Source organism: Propioniciclava sp., from assembly GCF_036744435.1.
In the GTDB taxonomy this organism is placed as follows: domain Bacteria; phylum Actinomycetota; class Actinomycetes; order Propionibacteriales; family Propionibacteriaceae; genus Propioniciclava.
Map to the genome: position 1 here is coordinate 1 of NZ_DAIOIA010000057.1, position 18,288 is coordinate 18,288.

14 protein-coding genes and 1 pseudogene are annotated in these 18,288 nt (G+C 69.2%); 6 read left to right on the forward strand and 9 right to left on the reverse strand.

Annotation, left to right across the window (positions count from 1 at the left end; translation table 11 throughout):
• Nucleotides 1–125: 125 nt before the first annotated feature.
• The 3 genes from V7E09_RS08785 to mshD are packed head-to-tail and all read right to left on the reverse strand — an operon-like array spanning nt 126 to nt 4,021.
• Complete coding sequence (locus V7E09_RS08785) at nt 126–1,004, reverse strand: NUDIX hydrolase (RefSeq protein WP_324510480.1); 879 nt, start codon at nt 1,002–1,004, stop codon at nt 126–128.
• Nucleotides 1,001–3,136 carry an RNA degradosome polyphosphate kinase gene (locus V7E09_RS08790; protein WP_324523273.1) on the reverse strand — a complete coding sequence of 712 codons (2,136 nt, stop codon included), beginning with the start codon at nt 3,134–3,136 and terminating at the stop codon, nt 1,001–1,003. Before V7E09_RS08790 ends, V7E09_RS08785 begins: the two co-directional genes overlap by 4 nt.
• A 33-nt stretch (nt 3,137–3,169) precedes the next feature.
• Nucleotides 3,170–4,021, reverse strand: coding sequence for a mycothiol synthase (gene mshD, locus V7E09_RS08795; RefSeq protein ID WP_324510478.1), 852 nt, complete (start codon nt 4,019–4,021; stop codon nt 3,170–3,172).
• Between the two features lie 69 nt (nt 4,022–4,090).
• Between mshD and V7E09_RS08800 the strand changes: the two genes are divergently transcribed.
• Nucleotides 4,091–5,524, forward strand: a complete 1,434-nt coding sequence (locus V7E09_RS08800) for an MFS transporter (RefSeq protein ID WP_324523274.1) — start codon at nt 4,091–4,093, stop codon at nt 5,522–5,524.
• Here the strand turns inward: V7E09_RS08800 and V7E09_RS08805 are convergent.
• Nucleotides 5,499–6,170, reverse strand: coding sequence for a winged helix-turn-helix transcriptional regulator (locus V7E09_RS08805; protein ID WP_324510476.1), 672 nt, complete (start codon nt 6,168–6,170; stop codon nt 5,499–5,501). The genes V7E09_RS08800 and V7E09_RS08805 overlap by 26 nt on opposite strands.
• 35 nt (nt 6,171–6,205) lie before the next feature.
• Nucleotides 6,206–6,655, reverse strand: a complete 450-nt coding sequence (gene dtd / locus V7E09_RS08810; protein ID WP_324510475.1) for a D-aminoacyl-tRNA deacylase — start codon at nt 6,653–6,655, stop codon at nt 6,206–6,208.
• Between the two features lie 128 nt (nt 6,656–6,783).
• Here dtd and V7E09_RS08815 point away from each other — a divergent pair, with 128 nt between their 5' ends.
• From V7E09_RS08815 to V7E09_RS08825, 3 genes are all read left to right on the forward strand, one after another.
• Entirely contained in the window at nt 6,784–7,278 is a 495-nt protein-coding gene (locus tag V7E09_RS08815) for an FABP family protein (protein WP_324510474.1), read from the forward strand.
• Nucleotides 7,275–8,192 (forward strand): CAF17-like 4Fe-4S cluster assembly/insertion protein YgfZ, encoded by a 918-nt coding sequence (gene ygfZ, locus V7E09_RS08820; RefSeq protein WP_324510473.1) that lies wholly within the window; start codon nt 7,275–7,277, stop codon nt 8,190–8,192. The genes V7E09_RS08815 and ygfZ overlap by 4 nt, the downstream gene beginning before the upstream one ends.
• Before the next feature lie 326 nt (nt 8,193–8,518).
• Nucleotides 8,519–9,643 (forward strand): GTPase family protein, encoded by a 1,125-nt coding sequence (locus V7E09_RS08825; protein WP_324510472.1) that lies wholly within the window; start codon nt 8,519–8,521, stop codon nt 9,641–9,643.
• 132 nt (nt 9,644–9,775) lie between these two features.
• On the opposite strand, the gene typA is transcribed toward V7E09_RS08825, so the two are convergent.
• Both typA and V7E09_RS08835 read right to left on the reverse strand, forming a co-directional pair.
• Nucleotides 9,776–11,638, reverse strand: coding sequence for a translational GTPase TypA (gene typA, locus V7E09_RS08830; RefSeq protein ID WP_324510471.1), 1,863 nt, complete (start codon nt 11,636–11,638; stop codon nt 9,776–9,778).
• Nucleotides 11,639–11,759: 121 nt separating this feature from the next.
• Nucleotides 11,760–13,256: an amino acid permease gene (locus tag V7E09_RS08835; protein WP_324510470.1), complete on the reverse strand. Its 1,497-nt coding sequence runs from the start codon at nt 13,254–13,256 to the stop codon at nt 11,760–11,762.
• A gap of 333 nt (nt 13,257–13,589) precedes the next feature.
• On the opposite strand from V7E09_RS08835, the gene V7E09_RS08840 reads away from it, so the two are divergent.
• Nucleotides 13,590–15,659: an N-acetylmuramoyl-L-alanine amidase gene (locus V7E09_RS08840; RefSeq protein WP_324510469.1), complete on the forward strand. Its 2,070-nt coding sequence runs from the start codon at nt 13,590–13,592 to the stop codon at nt 15,657–15,659.
• 58 nt (nt 15,660–15,717) lie between these two features.
• The gene (gene rfbA / locus V7E09_RS08845; RefSeq protein ID WP_324510468.1) at nt 15,718–16,587 is read left to right on the forward strand and encodes a glucose-1-phosphate thymidylyltransferase RfbA; all 870 of its coding nucleotides are present in this window, start codon (nt 15,718–15,720) and stop codon (nt 16,585–16,587) included.
• On the opposite strand, the gene V7E09_RS08850 is transcribed toward rfbA, so the two are convergent.
• Both V7E09_RS08850 and V7E09_RS08855 read right to left on the reverse strand, forming a co-directional pair.
• Nucleotides 16,575–17,960, reverse strand: a complete 1,386-nt coding sequence (locus V7E09_RS08850) for a sugar nucleotide-binding protein (protein WP_324510467.1) — start codon at nt 17,958–17,960, stop codon at nt 16,575–16,577. The genes rfbA and V7E09_RS08850 overlap by 13 nt on opposite strands.
• A pseudogene (locus V7E09_RS08855) lies at nt 17,957–18,288 on the reverse strand (dTDP-glucose 4,6-dehydratase); the annotation flags it as partial. The pseudogene V7E09_RS08855 and the gene V7E09_RS08850, both read right to left, overlap by 4 nt.

The window sequence follows — 18,288 nt, forward strand, 5'->3', positions numbered from 1 at the left end:
GATCCGGCAATGCCCGGGGACGGCTGCGCATTTAGCGTTGTCACACGGGATATGACGGGCAGTTTGAGTGCCGCGGCGAGGGCCAACGGAGTGGCAACCGCACGGCCCGCCGACGCGGGGCGAGGTCAGGCGCGGGGGCGGTGGAACTCGACGGCCACGGCCTCCCCCTCGGGGCTGAGGTGGGCGATGACGGTGGCCGCCGTCTGCAGGGGGCGCGCCGTGATTCCCAGCGCCTCCAGCATGGTGGGCAGGAGGGGACGATGCCCGCACACGGCCGTCGGCGTCCCGGAGGCGGCGGCCTCGGCGGCCAGGCGGCGCACCAGTTTGGTCACGTCGGGAAGCTTGTCCTCCCCGATCTCCTCCGACAGCACCGACCAGCCGCGGACGTCGCGATCGTTGCGGCGTGCGTACGGCTGCAAGGTCTGCACGCAACGGATCGAGCTGGAGGAGTGCAGTTCGCGGACGCCGAACGCGCTCAGGAGGGGAATCAGCAGCTTGGCCTGTTTGCGTCCTCGCGAGGTGATGGGTCGCGCCTGGTCGCGCCCGGTCCAGTGCTTGCGATCCATGGCCTTGGCGTGCCGGACGATGAGGAACGGCGTGGTGGGCCCTAGGTCGAGCGCGTCGGAGACCACCGAGCGCTCATCGGTGTAGGTGAGCCGGGCCAGAGCGGTCTTGGGTGTCAACCAGGCGACCTTGTCGACTTCCCGGTCGGCCTTGCGGCGCTTCGAGACGAGGGGCTGCGCCAGCCAGTAGTGCACGATCTTGGTGCCGCTCTTGACCGGGTAGCGGATCGTCTTGATGGGACGCCGCAGCGCCACCGTGGTATTGGTCTCCTCGAGGGTCTCGCGAGCGGCGGCCGTGGCCTCGTACTCGTCGGGTTCGAGGTGCCCCTTGGGGAGGCTCCAGTCGTCGTAGGCGGGCCGGTGGACCACCAGGATCTGACGCTTGCCGTCGGTGTCGCGCACCGTGACCGTGCCGGCCGCCTCGATCAGCTTGCGGGTCATCGCTGCTCCGTCCGTCGGCCGCCCTGGGTGGCAATTAGGTGCGCCTGGCTGTCCATGAGCGGGGAGCCGTCGGCGGCGTGGGTGCGCTGCACCCACGTGCTGTCCTCCAGCCACCATGAGGCTGTGCCTTCGTCGAAGGCGAGGTCGAACAGGGAGCCGACGCGCGCCACGTGCCGCGGGTTGGTCAGCGGGACGAGGACCTCCACGCGACGGTCGAGGTTGCGGTGCATCAGGTCGGCGGATCCGAGACCGACGACAGGGTCGCCGCCCCCCGCGAACCAGAACAACCGGCTGTGCTCCAGGAACCGGCCCAGGATGCTCCGGACCCGGATGTTGTCGCTCAGACCGGGGACGCCCGGACGCACCGCGCAGATGCCGCGGACCCACAGATCCACCGGGACGCCGGCCTGAGAGGCGGTGTAGAGGGCGTCGATGAGGGCCTCGTCGACGATGGAGTTGACCTTGATCCGTACCCCGCTGGGCCGGCCGGCGCGGGCGTGCTCGATCTCACCGTTGATGAGCCGGAGCAGACCGCTGCGGACACTGTGGGGGGCGACCAGCAGGCGGCGGTAGTTCGTCTCCCGGGTCATGCCGGAGAGGTGGTTGAAGACGCGGCCCACGTCTTCGGTCACGATCGGGTTGGACGTCAGCAAGCCCATGTCCTCGTACACGCGGGCCGTCTTCGGGTTGTAGTTGCCGGTGCCGATATGGGCGTAGCGGCGTAGCCCGGCGGGCTCGTCGCGCACCACTAGGCAGAGCTTCGCGTGGGTTTTCAGCCCGACGACGCCGTACACGACGTGGCAGCCGGCCCGTTCGAGTTTGCGCGCCCACGTGATGTTGGCCTGCTCGTCGAACCGGGCCATGATCTCGACGACGACCAGGACCTGCTTGCCTGCCTCGGCGGCCTCGACGAGGGCGTCGACGATGGGGGAGTCGCCCGAGGTGCGGTAGAGCGTCTGCTTGATCGCCAACACGGCGGGGTCGGCGGCGGCCTGCTCGACGAACCGCTGCACCGACGTGGCGAAGCTGTCGTAGGGGTGCTGCAGCAGCACGTCGCGGTCGTGGAGGGCCTTGAACAGGTCGGCCGGCTTGGAGGTCTCGACCTCGGCGAGCTCGGGATGCGTCTTGGGCAGGAAGCTGGGGTAGGCGAGCTTCTCACGATCCAGGTCGGCGACGGTCGCCAGGCCGCGCAGGTCCAAGGGTGCGGGAAACCAGAACACCTCGGCGTCGCTCACGTCGATCTGGCTGCGCAGGACGGCCAACAGGTCGTCGTGGATGTCCTCGGCGACTTCCAGGCGCACCGGCGGGCGCCCCACCTTGCGCCGCAGCAGTTCTTTCTCGAGTGCATGCAGGATGTTCTCGGCGTCGTCCTCCTCGACCTCCAGATCCTCGTTGCGGGTCACCCGGAAGGTGCTCCAGGTGACCAGATCCATGCCCGTGAAGACCTTGTCGAGCTGGTGGGAGATGACGTCCTCCAGCGCCACGAACCGGCCGCTTCCCAAGGTGACGAACCGGTCGAGGTTGGTGGGCACCTTGATCCGGGCGAACTGGCGGGCGCCGCTGACCGGGTCGCGCAGCAGCACCGCGATGTTGACCGACAGCCCGGAGATGTAGGGGAACGGGTGCGCGGGGTCGACGGCGAGCGGGGTCAGGATCGGGTAGATCCGCTCGTCGAACAGGGTGCTCATCCGATGCCGCTCCGACTCGTCCAGGTCGTCCCATTCGACGATGGAGATGCCTTCGGCGGCCAGTTGCGGCCGGACCTCCTCACGGAACACGCGCGACTGCTCGGCGGTCAGTTCGTGGATGCGGGTGAGCATCTGCTCGTGCAGGTCGCGCGGCAGGATGCCGGACGCGCCCGGCACCGCGACACCTGCAGCGATGCGGCGCTTGAGCCCGGCGATGCGGACCATGAAGAACTCGTCGAGGTTGGAGGAGAAGATCGCCAGGAACCGGGCCCGCTCCAGCAACGGGACACGCTCGGCGTCCCGGGCCAGGTCGAGGACGCGCTGGTTGAACGACAGCCACGACAACTCGCGGTCCAGGAACCGGTCGGTGGGCAGATACGGCTCCACGGTCGGCTCGGTCACGGCGTCCTCCTCCCCTGTGGTCGCGACACCTTGGCACGCCACGGTGCCGCACGCAAAATGGCTTTCCGGGGCATCTCAGGAGGCGGGCGCGGTGCCGAACAGGGTGTCGGTGTGTTCGACCTGGAACCCGGCCTTGCGGTAGAGCGCGACGGCGGCGTCGTTGCCCGCGTCGACGTACAGGATGACCCGGGTCGCACCGCCCCGAGCCAGCCGTGCGAGGCCGGCCTGCAGCAGGACTTTGCCCAGCCCACGGCCCGCTTCCTGCGGGGAGACACCCAGCACGTACACCTCGCCGGTATCGGCGTCGTGGCGCTTGGTCCAGTGGAAGCCCAGCAGCGAGGCCCCCTGGGTGGCGAGGATGAGGCCTTCGGGCTCCCACCAGTCCTCGTGCTGGCGGGCGGCCAGGTCGGCGGCGCTGAAGTGGCCTTGTTCGGGGTGGTGGGCGAACGCGGCCGCGTTGAGCGCCAGGAAGGCGTCCGCGTCCGCGTCGGTGTAGCCGCGCAGCGAGACTCCGGGAGGCACAACTGGTTCCGGCTCGTCGGCGAGGACCCGCTCCATCATGCTGAGCCCGCGGATGGGGACCAGCCCGCGCGCGGCGGCGAAGCCCTGGGCGGGTGCGCCCGTGCCGAACGCCCACACGTCGGGGGCGGTCCCGCCCCGCAGCGCCGCGAGCAGCGAACTGCCGACCCCGGCGCGGCGGTGCTGGGGGGCCACCACGATCTGAGCCGTGCGGTTGGCGGGTTGTTCTTGGGCGTACCCGATCAGCTCACCGTCTGGCTGGATCAGCCAGTGGCGGGCGTCGTCGCGGGCCAGCGCCAGGGTGGCTTCCTCGTTCAGGGGCGGGGTCGCGTCGTTGCGTTCGGCGGACGCGGCCAGGTCGATCACGGCGAGGCGCTGCTGCGGGGTCAGGCTGGTTCGGGGATCCACGAAATCACCATACGGCCTCCCCGCGCCGCGCCCCAGGGAGCCCGGGCAACCCGGTGGCAGACTGGCCTGGTGAGCGGGATCGAACTGGCTTCGCCCCGGGGCCGCCTCATCGTGGCGGCCACCGTGCTGGGCTCGGGGATGGCGATGCTGGACAGTTCGGTGGTCAACGTCGCCTTGGCCCGCATCGGGGAGGACCTAGGAGCAGGGCTGGCCGACCTGCAGTGGGTCACGAACGGCTATCTGCTGGCGCTGGCGTCCCTCATCCTGCTGGGCGGCTCGCTGGGGGACCGGTTCGGACGCCGGCGCATCTTCCTGATCGGGGTGGTGTGGTTTGCCCTCGCCTCAGCGGTGTGCGGACTCGCGCAGACGCCGGGGCAACTCATCGGTGCCCGGCTGCTGCAGGGGGTGGGTGGGGCGCTGCTCACCCCGGGCAGCCTCGCGCTGCTGGAGTCCTCGCTGCGCCGCGACGATCGGGCGAAGGCGATCGGCGCGTGGACGGGGGCCACCGGCATCGCTTCGGTGGCCGGCCCGTTCCTCGGCGGCTGGCTGGTGCAGTACGCGTCGTGGCGCTGGGTGTTTTGGATCAACCTGCCGCTGGCCGTCGTGACGGTGTGGGTCGCGCGTGCTGCGGTCCCCGAGAGCCGCCGCGAGCATGCCGGTGGACGCTTCGACGTCGCCGGGGCGATGCTCGCGACGGCCGCGCTGGCCACCGCCACCTTCGCGCTCATCCAGACCGACTCCCTGGGAGGTGGCGGCACCGTCGGCGTCCTGGTGCTGGCCGGGGCGCTCGGCGTCGGGTTCGTGCTGGTGGAGCGCCGTGCCGTCAGCCCGCTGGTGGAGCCGTCGCTGTTCGCGAACCGGGTGTTCAGCGGGGCCAACCTGATGACACTGCTCACCTACGCCGCACTCGGGGCGATGTCGTTCTTCCTGACGCTGCAACTCCAGATCACGCTGGGGTACGAGCCGCTGCTGGCCGGGCTGGCGTCCCTGCCGATCACCGTGCTGATGCTGGCGCTGGCCGCCCAAGGCGGTGAACTCGGGGTACGGATCGGGCCGCGGATCCCGCTGACGGTCGGGCCGCTCCTGTGCGCGATCGGGGTCGGCTTGCTGGCGTTCGTGGACGCGGCGGACACCGGCGTGGCCGGATACCTGAAGGCCGTGCTGCCCGGGCTGGTCGTCTTCGGCCTGGGCCTGTGCGTGCTCGTCGCCCCGCTGACCGCGACGGTGCTGGCGGCGGCCCCGCCGGGGCATGCGGGCGTGGCGAGCGGGGTCAACAACGCCGTGGCCCGGACGGGGACGCTGCTGGCCGTCGCGGCGTTGCCCGCCGTCGTCGGCGTGGGTTCCGACTACCGCGATGCGGCGGTCTTCAGCCCGGGGTATCGCAGTGCGATGCTGGTGTGCGCCGGGTTACTGGTTCTGGGCGGGGTGGTGTCGTGGCTCGTGGTCCGCACTCCCGAGGATGCGCCGAGAGGCCCGGTCAGTCGTGGGACGAGTCGGGGCTGAACCGGTAGCCCACGTTGCGGACGGTGCCGATGAGCGATTCGTGCTCGACGCCGAGTTTGGCGCGCAGCCGGCGCACGTGGACGTCGACCGTCCGGGTGCCGCCGTAGTAGTCGTAGCCCCACACGTCGGACAGCAGCGTCTCCCGGGAGAACACGCGGCCGGGGTGCTGGGCCAGGTACTTCAGCAGTTCGAACTCGGTGTAGGTCAGGTCGAGGGGGTGGCCGTCGAGGGCGGCGTGGTAGGCGGCCTCGTCGATGGTGAGCCCGCCTGCGTTCACGATGCCGGGTTCGTCGTCGCTGGCGATGGCGAGCCGGATGCGAGCATCGAACTCGGCGGGTCCCGCTGTGCCGAGCACGATGTCGGTGACTCCCCACTCGGGGCTGATCGCGGCGAACCCGCTCTCGCCGAGTACGAGCAGGATCGGCACCCCCGACCCGGCGGCATCCAGCAGGCGGCACATCTGACGGGCGCTGGTCAGGTCGGCGCGGCCGTCGAGAACAACGAGGTCGACGCGCTGGACTTCGGTGACGATGGAGGCGTCGGGCACCATCTCCACGATGGTGTGCGCGAGCAGCGCGAGCGCCTGAATGGCCGCCCCTCCCGGGGTGACGACGGCGTTGGGGCTGACCGCCAACACCCGTGCCATATGTTTTCTCCGCCCCTGTGATGCCCGCGATGATTCTACGACTTCGCCGTAGCCTCCCACATCGCAGTGTCCAGAGTGAGCGTCATGGGGCCATCGTTGACGAGTTCCACGGACATGTCGGCTCCGAAGCGTCCCTCTTCGACGTGGGCGCCCCGGCGGCGCAGGGCTGCGATGAACGCCTGGACAAGCGGCTCGCTGACGGGGCGGGGCGCCGCCGCGCTCCAGGACGGACGCCGGCCCTTGTGGACGTCGGCGTACAGGGTGAACTGGCTGATCACCAGCAGGGGGGCGTTTTCGTCGGACGCGGACCGCTCGCCTTCGAGGATCCGCAGGCCCCACACCTTGTCGGCGAGCCGATCGGCGTCGGCCTCGGTATCGGTGTGGGTGACGCCGACCAGGATGCACAGTCCCGGGCCGATGGCCCCGACCACCTCGCCCGACACACGGACGCTGGCCCGTGTGACGCGCTGCAACACCACCCGCATGGCTCTCCTTGGCTGGTCGACCGGGTGCGTCCCGGCCTCCGGCTCCCCACCCTGCCACGCCGCGCTTCGTGGAAGAAAGCGGGAGCGGCTAGCGTTGTCGGTGTTCAGGAGCAACCGCAGGAGGCGTCATGATCGACATCCCATCCGACATCAACCCCGCATTGGCTGGATTGGCCTGGTTGCGTGGCCGTTGGGAGGGCCGCGGTTTCCGCGAATGGCCCGGCGAGGACAAGATCGAGTTCGGTGTCCAGATCGACTTTGCGGAGAACGGCGCCAGCTATCTTCATTATCTGGCCCAGTTCTTCACCCTCGACGCCGACGGCACCCCGCAGGAGCCGCTCACCATCGAGACCGGGTTCTGGCGCGCCGACCTGGACGCCAAGGTGGACGTGGTGATGTGCAGCCCCGATGGCTACGCCGAGATCTGGTACGGCGATGTGCAGCCCGGGCGTCTCGATCTGACGACCGACGTCGTGGTCCGCTCCCCGCGTGCCGAGGTCGAGTACACCGCCGGACGCCGCCTGTACGGCATCGTCGACGGGAACCTCATGTACAGCTTCGACCGGGCCACCACCGAGGAGTCGCTGCGGCCGTTCATGTGGGCGACGCTGAGGAAGGCATGACTGAAGTCCGGCACACCGAGGGCCCCGACGCCGGGGCGGTGTGGCACTACGGGGATCCGCTGCGCGAGCAGCGCAAGCTCGCCGCGGGGGAGGCTGCGGTCGATCTGGCGCACCTGCCCGTGTTCACGGTGTCGGGCCCGGACCGCCTGACGTGGCTGCACGCACTGTCCAGCCAGGCGTTCGAGGGTCTTGCTCCGGGCGTGGGCGTCAGCGCGTTCATCCTCGACCCCCAGGGTCACGTCGAGCACACCTTCACCGGCGTCGACGACGGGGAGACGTTCTGGGCGTTCACCGAGGCCGGTCACCTGGAGGCGTTGCTGACGCACCTGACCCGGATGGTGTTCGCGTCCCGCGTCGAGGTGGCCGACGTCAGCGACGCGTGGGCGCTGATCGGGGGTGCGGGCGGCGTCCGCCGGGTGCCGCGCGGCGACCTCGAGGGCGAACTGGGTGACACCCGGGCAGGAATGTGGGCGTCCGAGGCGCTGCGCATCGCCGCCGGGCGTCCCCGGGTGTTCCTGGACGCCGACGCGAAGGCGATCCCCAACGAGCTGGCCAACCCCGAGGGCGACCTGCTGGGGGAGTCGGTGCACCTGAAGAAGGGCTGCTATCGCGGCCAGGAGACGGTGGCGCGCGTCCACACGCTGGGGCGTCCGCCCCGGCGGCTGACGCTGCTGCACCTGGACGGTTCGGCCGAGCGGCTGCCCGAGGTGGGCGCCGACGTCATGTCGGGGGAGAAGGTCGTGGGCCGCATGGGCACCTCGGCCATCCACTACGAACTGGGCCCGATCGGGTTGGCGCTGCTGAAACGCAATACGCCGGTGGACGCCCCGCTGAGCGTCGAGGGCATCGCCGCGTCCCAGGAGGTCGTCGTTGATCCCGACGCGGGCCTGCACGTGCGCCCAGTCTTGCGCTGAGCGGGAACCCGTCGGCCCGGCCGCTGGCTGGGCACAGGGAGCAAGGTGGATGTCATGGCACGTCGTTCTCGGGGCCCCCTCCCGATCACGAGCGTTGGTGCGATGGTTGCGGTATTGCTGATCCCCGTCGCTGTGATCGTGCCCGTCACGATGCTGGTAAACCCCTCGTTCGACCTGTCGTCTTGGTGGCGCTGGGCGTGCTCGTCAGCGTGGTCGACTACGTGCTGTGGTCGCGTCAGGTGGGCCGACTGTCTCGCCGGACGTCACCGGGGCGGGGCCAGGACGTCCCCTGATGCGTCACGCGTTCAACCTTCTAGGCTGAGCGCGTGACGCAGTTCTTCACCGAGTCGTTCCGGTCCGAGTTCGACAAGCAAACCTCCCTCATGGGGCGATTCAACCTGGGCGTGTTCGGCAAGACGGGCGTCGGAAAGTCGACGCTGATCAACGCCGTGTTCGGCGAGGAGGTCGCCGCCACCGGCATCGGCGAGCCGGTCACCCGGGATTCCCACCTCTACGTCGGCATTCATGGCACGCTCGGTCTGATCGACACGCGCGGTGTGGAGATCGGCCGCGACGACAAAGCCCTCATCAAAGACATCAAGGGGTTCGTGGCGGAGCAGCGCAAGCTACCGCTACCCGAGCAGATGCACGCCGCCTGGTATTGCGTCCGCGCCCTGGATCGGCGCTTCGAAGACTCCGAAGCCGAGGTCATCACGACGCTGGCAGCCCTCGACGTCCCCGTCATTCTCGTGTTCACCCAGGTGCCCTCCCGTGACGGCGTCCTGCACCCCGACGCCGAGGCGCTCGCCCGGCACATCGTGTCCCTGGAGTTGCCGATTGTCGGAGGTCGGCCCTTCCCCACCAACGCGATGAGGGATCCGTTCACGGATCAGCCGCCCCACGGCTTGGTGGAGTTGCTGAACGCGACCTTTCTGGTTGTCCCAGATGCGGTCCACGCAGCCCTCGCCGCCGCGCAGAAAATCGATCTGGACGCCAAAGCGCGACAGGCGAACCGGGCGATAGGCGCGGCCGTCGGCGGGGCCGCCGCGGCGGCGGCCGTCCCGATCCCGTTCAGTTCAGCGGCGATTCTCGTCCCGTTGCAACTGGGGATGATGGCCCGCATCGCGCAGTTGTACGGCATCCCGTTCGACCGCGCGGCGCTGTTGGCGGTGGCGTCCACCTCGATCGCCACGACGGCGGGTCGCTCCGCCGCGACCGGGCTGCTGCAACTCATCCCCGGCGCGGGAACCATCGCGGGCGGGGCGATCAACGCCTCGGTGGCCTCAGGGTTCACGCTCGCCATCGGGCAGTCCTGGCTGGCCGTGTGCCAACGCGTCGCCGCCGGTCAACTCGGCGCGGTCGGGGAGGCGTTGGATTCGTCCGCGGTCAAGGCGCTGTTTGAGGAGGAGTTCCGCAAGCGGGCCCCGCGGGTACGGCGCGAGCGTCCCTGATTCGCGACCAGCGCCGGGCACTCGGACGCGTCTCCCGCGTGAGCGCGGCGCGATGCTGCTCCGCCAGCGAGGCGTCCGCGGCGGTGTGGGTCCCGCACCCTCTGCGAGTGGGGACCCACACACACCGAACGGTCAGTCGCGCTTGGCGCGGTTGCGGGTACGAGCCCGCTCGTTGGCGTCCAGGATGGTCTTGCGGATCCGCACAGCCTCCGGGGTGACCTCCAGGCACTCGTCGGCGCGGCAGAACTCCAGCGCCTGCTCCAACGAGTAGTTGCGGGCCGGGATCAGACGCTCCAACTCGTCACCGGTGGCCGAGCGCACGTTGGTGAGCTTCTTCTCCTTGGTGGGGTTGACGTCCATGTCGTCGGGGCGCGAGTTCTCCCCGACGATCATGCCCTCGTACACCTGCTCGGTGGGCGAGACGAACATGACGCCGCGTTCCTGCAGGTTGAACAGGGCGTACGCGGTGACCGAGCCCATGCGGTCGGCGACCAGCGAGCCCGTCGTCCGGGTCTTGATCTCGCCCGCCCAGGGTTCGTAGCCCTCGAACACGTGGTTCATGATGCCGGTGCCGCGGGTCTCGGTCAGGAACTCGGTGCGGAACCCGATCAGGCCGCGCGCCGGGACGACGAACTCCAAGCGCACCCAGCCGGTGCCGTGGTTGATCATCTGCTCCATGCGACCCTTGCGGGTGCCCATGAGCTGCGTGACGGTGCCCAGGTGCTCCTCGGGGACGTCCACGGTGAGGCGCTCGACCGGCTCCTGGGTCTTCCCGTTGATCTCGCGCAGCAGCACCTCAGGCTTGCCGACGGTTAACTCGAAGCCCTCGCGACGCATCATCTCGACCAAGACGGCCAACTGGAGTTCGCCACGGCCCTGCACCTCCCAGGTGTCGGGGCGGTCGGTGTTGTTGACCTTGATCGACACGTTGCCGATGAGTTCCTGGTCGAGCCTGGCGCGCAGCAGGCGAGCGGTCAGCTTCTTGCCCGAGCGGCCCGCGAGCGGAGAGGTGTTGATGCCGATCGTCATCGAGATCGACGGCTCGTCCACGTGGATCAACGGCAGCGGACGCGGGTCGGCGGGATCCGACAGCGTCTCACCGATGGTGATCTCCGGGATGCCCGCGATGGCGACGATGTCGCCGGGGCCAGCCGAATCCGCCGGAACCCGCTCCAGGGCGTTCGTGATCAGCAGTTCGGACAGCTTCACGTTCTGCACGGTGCCGTCGCGGCGGATCCATGCGACCTGCTGGCCGCGCTTCATCGTTCCCTCCACGATGCGGCACAGCGCCAGCCGGCCCAGGTAGGGGGAGGAGTCCAGGTTGGTGACGTGGGCCTGCAGCGGCGCGCCCTCGGTGTAGGTCGGGGCCGGGATGGTCTCCATGATGACCTCGAACAGAGCTTCGAGATTCTCGGCGTCGGGCATGCCGCCGTCGGCGGGCTGGTTACGGGAGGCGCGCCCGGCCTTGGCTGCGGCGAAGATGATCGGGAAGTCGAGCAGTTCAGCCTGCTCGTCGTCCACGAGATCCATGAACAGGGCGTACACCTCGTCGACGACCTCGCTGATGCGGGCGTCGGCGCGGTCGACCTTGTTGATGACCACGATGATGGGGAGTTTCTTGGCCAGCGCCTTACGCAGCACGAAGCGGGTCTGGGGCAGCGGGCCCTCGGAGGCGTCCACGAGCAGCACGACGCCGTCGACCATCTCCAGTCCGCGCTCGACCTCGCCGCCGAAGTCGGCGTGGCCGGGGGTGTCGATGATGTTGACCGTCACCTGGTGACCGTCGGCCATCGTGTGCTCGACGGCCGTGTTCTTCGCGAGAATGGTGATGCCCTTCTCGCGTTCGAGATCCATCGAGTCCATGACGCGGTTCTCCACGTCCTGGTTCTCGCGGAAGGCGCCGGACTGCCACAGCATGGCGTCCACCAAGGTGGTCTTGCCGTGATCGACGTGGGCGATGATGGCGACGTTGCGCAAATCAGCGCGTGTGGGCATGCAGAACTCCGAAACCTTCGGTGGATTGACGCCTCAGTCTACGCGCCGCAGCCCGCGAGCGTTAATGGTACGTGCGGGGTTCGGACACGCGTGGCGCATCCGAACCCCCGCACGGGCGATGTCAGTGGTTCTCGCGCAGCGTCTTCTCCAGGTCAGGATGCAGCGCCTTGCCGGTCTGCAGGCGCGAATGATGCCCCGACCACAGGAAGTAGATGGCCAGCCCGATGGCCATCCACACGAGGAACCGCAGCCAGGTCTCCACCGACAGGTTCAGCATCAGGTAGAGGCAGATGAGCGCCGACAGGATCGGCAGGACCGGGGAGAACGGCACCTTGAAGGCGCGCTTCAGATCGGGACGCCGGATGCGCAGCACCGGGATACCGACGGAGACTAGGACGAACGCGCTGAGGGTGCCGATGTTCACCATCTCCTCCAGCATGCCGACCGGGGTGAGGCCCGCGACCAGTGCGCAGATCACAGTGACGATGACGGTGATCCGCGACGGTGTCCGGTGCTTGGGGTGCACCTTCGCCAGGCTCATCGGCAGCAGGTTGTCGCGCGACATCGCGAAGATGACGCGGGTCGCGCCGACCATCAGCGTCAGCACGACGGTGGTGAGCCCGGCCACGGCGCCCGCCGAGATCAGCGTCGCCATCCAGCCTTGGCCATGTGCGACGAATGCATTGGCCAGCGCGGCGCTCGGGTCGAGGTCCTGATACGGGACCATGCCGGTGACAACCAGAGCGACCGCGCCGTAGAGGATGGTGCAGATCACCAGGGTGGCGATGATGCCGATCGGCAGATCGCGGGCGGGGTTCTTGGTCTCCTCGGCTGTCGTGGCGACCACGTCGAAACCGATGTAGGCGAAGAACACCAGCGCGGCGCCGGCGACGACGCCTCCCCAGCCGAACGCCATCGGGGCGCCGCCACCGAGGGCTTGCAGCAGTGGCTGGGTCCAGCCGGTCACCGTCTCGGTGGCCTGCGGGGCAGGAACGAACGGGGTGTAGTTGGCTGGGTTGACGAACTGCAGGCCCGCGAAGATCACGAACAAGACGATGAACAGCTTGATGGCCACCAGCACCATGTTCACCCGCATGGATTCCTTGATTCCGAAGGCGATCAGGAACCCCAGGATGCAAATGAGCACGACGGCGGGGAGGTCGATGACCCCGCCGTAGGCGACCTGTTCGGGAATGACGATCCCGAAGTTCTCCAGCAGGACGCCGAAGTAGGCGCTCCAGCCCTGGGCCACCACCGAGGCGGCCAGGAACATCTCCAGGATCAGGTCCCAGCCGATGACCCAGGCGAAGAACTCGCCCAGGGCTGCGTAGCTGAACGTGTAGGCCGAGCCGGACACCGGCACGGTCGAGGAGAACTCGGCGTAACACATCGCCGCGAGCGCGCAACACACGGCCGCGAGGATGAAGCTCAAAATGATGGCGGGGCCGGTCATCGTGTGGGCAACGCGCCCGGTCAGCGTGAAAATTCCTGCGCCGATGACGACACCCACTCCGAACACCGTCAGGTCGAGGGCGGTCAGCGATTTCTTGAGCTGGTACTCGGGTTCGTCGGTGTCCGCGATCGATTGCTCGATGCTCTTGGTCCGCAGTAGATCCATCGCTGCTCCTGGTGTGGTCGGTCCGTTGGGGTGGTGGTGGGTAGAAAGTACTCTCCGCGGGCCTTCGATGCAGCCCAAGGCGCCACACGGGCACAGGTTTTCTTGCGGGGACGGACCGCGCGACCCTCGCCGGGCTAGGCGTGACGGCGGCCCGGTGGGATGGGTGACCACGGAGTGGACGTGTGCCGAGGAGGATGGGGGCCCACTGATGCAGATTCTCGACGGTGGTGGCAACAATCGGTGAAAAACTTATGGAAATCTGTGACGAAGTGCGCGGAAAAGCCGTGGCTCGCTTAGACTTCCCGCCGAAAGCCAGCTTCAAGGAGAATCGCCATGCATGTGCGGCGGAACCTGTCACTGTTCGTATGTTTCGCCGTCGTCGCCCTGTTCTTAGGGGGTGTGCCGGCCCAGGCGGCACCCGGAAGCGGTGGATCCGTGCCCGAGGCGACCGTGGCGACTCCGACGCTGGAACCCACGACCGAGGACCTGGGTCTCGCGCTGCCCAACAGCCGGGCCCGGACGGCAGCGCCCGTCGTCGTGACAGCGGTCCAAGAACTCGACGCCCCTGTGGGGGCGGTCGGCGTCACCCTCACGCAGGCGCGGGCAGGCGCCGCGGTGTACGTCCGTGAGACCACCGGCGGTTCGACGCAGCCCTGGGCGGAGTTGGATCTCGAGGCAGGCGCGACGGGGGACTCCTGGGGGACGGAGGCCTACATCGTCGCCGGGGCCGACAGCGTTCAGATCGCCGTCGTCTCCGCGGCCCCTGTGGCGGCCCGCGCCAGCGTCGTCACCTCGGCTGTGTCCGCGGCCGACGCCACCTCCAGCGACCTGGCCTGGTCCGATCCCCAGATCAGGAGCCGTGCCGCCTGGGGAGCCGACGAGTCGCTGGTCAAGAACCCGTATACCCACGCCCAGGTGACCGGTGCGATGATCCACCACACCGCCGGGACGAACACGTACACCGCCGAGCAGGTGCCCGCCATCCTGCGCAGCATCCAGGCCTACCACGTCAACGGACGTGGCTGGAATGACATCGCCTACAACGTCCTGGTCGACCGGTTCGGGCGTGCCTGGGAGGGCCGCGGCGGCGGCGTCCAGGCAGCCGTGCAGGGGGGTCACGCGTGGGGAGTGACGAACGCCCGCGTGTTCGGGATCTCGCTGATGGGCAACTACGAGACCGCTCAACCCAGCGACGCGATGCTCGATACGGCCGAACGGGTCATCGCGTGGAAGTTCCGGGTGCACGGGGTGGATCCGAACGGCTCGACCTACGGCTCCGGTGGGCAGGACGGCGGCAGCACCTTCCTCAACGCCATCTCGGGGCACCGCGACGAGAACGCGACCGACTGCCCCGGCCGCTACGTCTACGCCCGCTTCGGTGAGATCCGCTCCCAGGTGGCCTGGTACCTGGCCAACGTCTACACCGGCGCCGCCCCGTCCGTGGTGGGTGCCATCCGCAACGCGTGGCTCGCGCAAGGGGGCGAGAGCGGCTGGCTGGGGAAGCCGCGCTCCAACGAGGCGTGCGGGCTGGCCGGCGGCGGGTGCGTCCAGACCTTCGCCGGCGGCGTGATCGCATGGACGGCAGGGACGGGTGCGCACTGGGTCCGCAACGCCATCCAGAACACATGGGCCGGCGTCGGGCAGGAGGCCGGCCGCTACGGCTATCCCCTCACCGACGAGATCTGCGGACTGGTGGGCGGCGGCTGCTACCAGGACTTCCAGGGCGGAGCCGTGTACTGGTCCGGCCCGACGGGGGCGCGAGGGGTGACCGGAGCCATCCGGAACACCTGGGCGGCGCTGGGCCGCGAGACCGGCCTGGGCTACCCGCTCGGCAACGAGACCTGCGGGCTGGCCGGTGGCGGCTGCTCCCAGGGGTTCGAACGCGGCGCCGTGTACTGGTCGTCGTCTTCGGGCACGCATGGGGTCACCGGGGCGATCCGCGCGACCTGGGGCAACGCAGGCGCGGAGGCAGGAGGCCTGGGCTATCCCGTCACCGACGAGGTGTGCGGGCTGGCGTCCGGGGGGTGCGCGCAGCACTTCCAGGGTGGGTCGATCTACTGGTCGCCTGCCACCGGGACGCACTGGGTGGTGGGTGCCATCCGGCAGCGCTGGTCGATGCTCGGCTGGGAGAACGGCATCGGCTACCCGGTCGCCAACGAGGTGTGCGGGCTGACGCGTGGCGGCTGCTACCAGGGGTTTGAGCGCGGTGGCGTCTACTGGTCGTCGGCCACGGACGCCCACGTGGTCACCGGCGCGATCCGCGGCTTCTACGCGGGACTGGGCTACGAAGGGGGAAGCCTGGGCTACCCGGCGTCCGAGGAGACCCCGATGGCGGGAGGCGTCTACCAGGACTTTGAGGGTGGCCGGGTGTTCTGGACGCCGGAACGCGGCGTCCACCGCTGAGCGGATCGGGCCCAGCCCCGCCGGGCCGATGCCGGTGCATGTGTGGGAAGATCACCCCATGCGCGGCATCATCTTGGCAGGCGGCTCGGGCACCCGACTTCACCCGGTGACTCAGGCGACCTCGAAGCAACTCGTCCCGGTCTACGACAAGCCGATGATCTACTACCCGCTGTCAACGCTGATGTTCGCCGGGATCAAGGACGTCCTGGTCATCACCACCCCGCACGAGGCCGACGGCTTCCGACGCCTCCTCAAGGACGGCTCGGGGTTCGGCATCAACATCTCCTATGCCACCCAGGACGAGCCCAAGGGTCTGGCACAGGCGTTCACGATCGGGGCCGACTTCGCCCGCGGGCACAAGGTGGCCCTGGTGCTGGGCGACAACATCTTCTACGGCCCCGGCCTGGGGCGGCAGTTGAGCGCCTTCTCCGAGGTCGACGGCGCGGCCGTGTTCGCCTACTGGGTGGCCGACCCGACCGCCTACGGCGTGGTCGAGTTCGACGACCAGTTCACGGCTCTGTCCATCGAGGAGAAGCCCGCCCAGCCCAAGTCCCACTACGCCGTGCCGGGGCTGTACTTCTACGACGAGCAGGTCGTCGACATCGCCGCCAACCTGCAGCCCTCGGCGCGCGGCGAGTATGAGATCACCGACGTGAACCGCACCTACCTGGAGCAGGGACGCCTGCGCGTGTCCGTGCTGCCCCGCGGAACCGCATGGCTGGACACCGGCACCTTCGACTCCCTCAACGACGCCGGGAACTTCGTGCGCACCATCCAGGCACGGCAGGGGCTGCAGGTCGGCTGCCCCGAGGAAGTGGCCTGGCGGCAGGGCTTCCTCACCGACGACGAACTCCGCGTCCGCGCCGAGGGCCTGGCGAAGTCAGGCTACGGCGACTACCTGCTGAACCTGCTCGCTCAGGCGAGGTAGCCGACCAGCAGGTCGTCGGCCGCGGGCGGGACGAACCCGGTCGCGGTGATCTTGCTCAGGTCCAGCGTGCTGTGCACCGGCCGGGGTGAGACGGTCTTGCCCTGGGCGAACTCCGCCGTCGTCTGCGGCGAGACGGCCTGCGGATCAGCGCCCACCAGTTCGAAGACCCGGCGCGCGATCGCGAACCAGCTCAGCGTCGGTCCCTCGTTGGTGAGGTTGTAGGTGCCCGCCGGGGGGCGGGTCGTCAGCAGATGCTGGATGCCGGCCGCCAGGGTCGAGGTGAAGGTCAGCCGCCCGTACTGGTCATCGACCACCGACGGGGCGACTCCCTTGGCGGCCAGATCGCGCATGGTGGCCACGAAGTTGCGGCCGTCGCCGATCACCCAGCTCGTCCGCACGAGGTAGTGCTGCGGCAGCGTCGCGACCAGAGCGTCGCCCGCAGCCTTCGTGGCGCCGTAGGTGCCCAGGGGGGCGAACGGTTCCGTCTCCGTGTGGGGCGTTCGCGTGCCGTCGAAGACGTAGTCGGAGGAGACGTGCACCAGCGTGATGCGATGGCGGCGGCACACCTGGACGAGGTTGTGGACGGCCGTGACGTTCGCCGCCCAGGCGCCGAGACGTCCCTCGGGGGTCTCCGCGGCGTCCACGGCAGTCCAGGCCGCCGCGTTGATGACGGTACCGACGCCCTGCCACGGGTACGCGTCCACCGCGGCAGCGTCGCTCAGATCCAGGTCGGGCAGATCGAGGGCGACCGCGTCGGGGTACAGCGCCTGGAGGGCACGGCCGAGCTGGCCGTGGGCGCCCAGGATGACGGTGCCGCGGGGTGGCATCGGGGTCACGTCGGCCAGCCGCGGGTGCCCGGCGTCGGCCTCGGAGATGGTCGCCTCGGACAGCGGGATCGGCCAGGCGATCGCGGCGGTCTCGTCGGCGAGGTTCAGGTAGGTGTAGGAGGCGCGGGCCTGCGGGCTCCAGTGGTCGTTGACCAGGTAGGAGTACGTGGTGTCATCAGCGAGGGCCTGGTAGCCGTTCGCGACGCCGCGGGGCACGAACACCGCCTGATCGGTGCCCATCTCCAGGGTGAAGGGGGTGCCGAAGCTCTCACCGGGGCGCAGGTCCACCCAGGCGCCGAGGATGCGTCCCGAGGCCAGGGAGACCAGCTTGTCCCACGGCTCGGCGTGCAGGCCGCGGGTGACGCCGCGCTCGGCGTTGAACGACATGTTGTTCTGCACCGGCGCGAAGTCAGGCAGCCCCAGGGCCACCATCTTCTCCCGCTGCCAGTTCTCCTTGAACCAGCCGCGGTCGTCGCCGTGAACGGGCAGGTCGATGACCAGCAGGCCGGGGATCGCGGTGGTGTGCACCGCCAGTTCGGCCGTCACTGGCCCGTCCTTTCGTACTTCGCCTCGGTGGCGGCTTTCATCGGACGCCACCAGTCCTCGTTCGCGCGGTACCAGTCGATCGTGGCGGCCAGCCCGTCCTCGAAGGACGTGTAGCGGGGAGCCCAGCCGAGTTCGCTGCGCAGCTTGGAGGAGTCGATGGCGTACCGCAGGTCGTGTCCGGGCCGGTCGTTGACGTGGACGTAATCGCCGACGTCGTGCCCCATCAGCCGCAGGATGGTCTCGATGACCGTCTTGTTGTTCTCCTCGCCGTCCGCGCCGATCAGGTAGGTCTCCCCGATGCGTCCGGCCTCGATGATCCGCAGCACGG